The organism is Polaromonas aquatica (assembly GCF_042659145.1).
Lineage (GTDB): Bacteria > Pseudomonadota > Gammaproteobacteria > Burkholderiales > Burkholderiaceae_C > Polaromonas > Polaromonas aquatica.
In genome coordinates, this window is record NZ_JBHSRS010000020.1 from 1 (window position 1) to 523 (window position 523).

General features: G+C 62.5%; 1 protein-coding gene. It reads left to right on the forward strand.

All coding sequences use genetic code 11. From position 1 onward, the window contains the following. Positions 1-159 precede the first annotated feature (159 nt). Positions 160-523 (forward strand): helix-turn-helix domain-containing protein (locus tag ACFQND_RS12160; protein WP_377413583.1); only part of this gene is annotated, 364 nt, incomplete at its 3' end.

Genomic DNA, 523 nt, shown 5'->3' on the forward strand with positions numbered 1-523 from the left:
CAGCTCGGCTAGGTGTACCCGGTCAGGAGGTTGGTAGCAGCGACGGGCTTGTGAAACAGGAGAACCTCCGGGCTTAGTGGAGATGTCTAACGTCTTCACCTATTCCCGGAGGTTCTCGTGACCCACCGTAACGCCCGTCTGACTCCTGCTGGTAGGCGATTGATCATTCAACGTCATCAGCAGGGCTGGAAACAATCCCATATCGCTGCCGCGATGGGTATCTCGCGCCGCTGCGTGGCTCGCTGGATCGACCGCTACCGGGCAGAGGGCTTGCCCGGTCTTGAGGATCGATCTTCCAGACCCCGCACCTCGCCCTCGAAGACGCCGACACATCTCGAACAACTCGTGCTCCGCACCCGTCGCGATGAACGCGTCAGTCGTGACGAGATCGCTCGCCGCACCGGCCTTGCGCCGAGAACGGTCTCTCGCATCCTGGCCCGACAGGGCATCCCGCACCTGGCCCGACTGGACCCGATGACCGGGGAACCGATCCGCGCGTCGAAAACCACCACGATTCGTTACG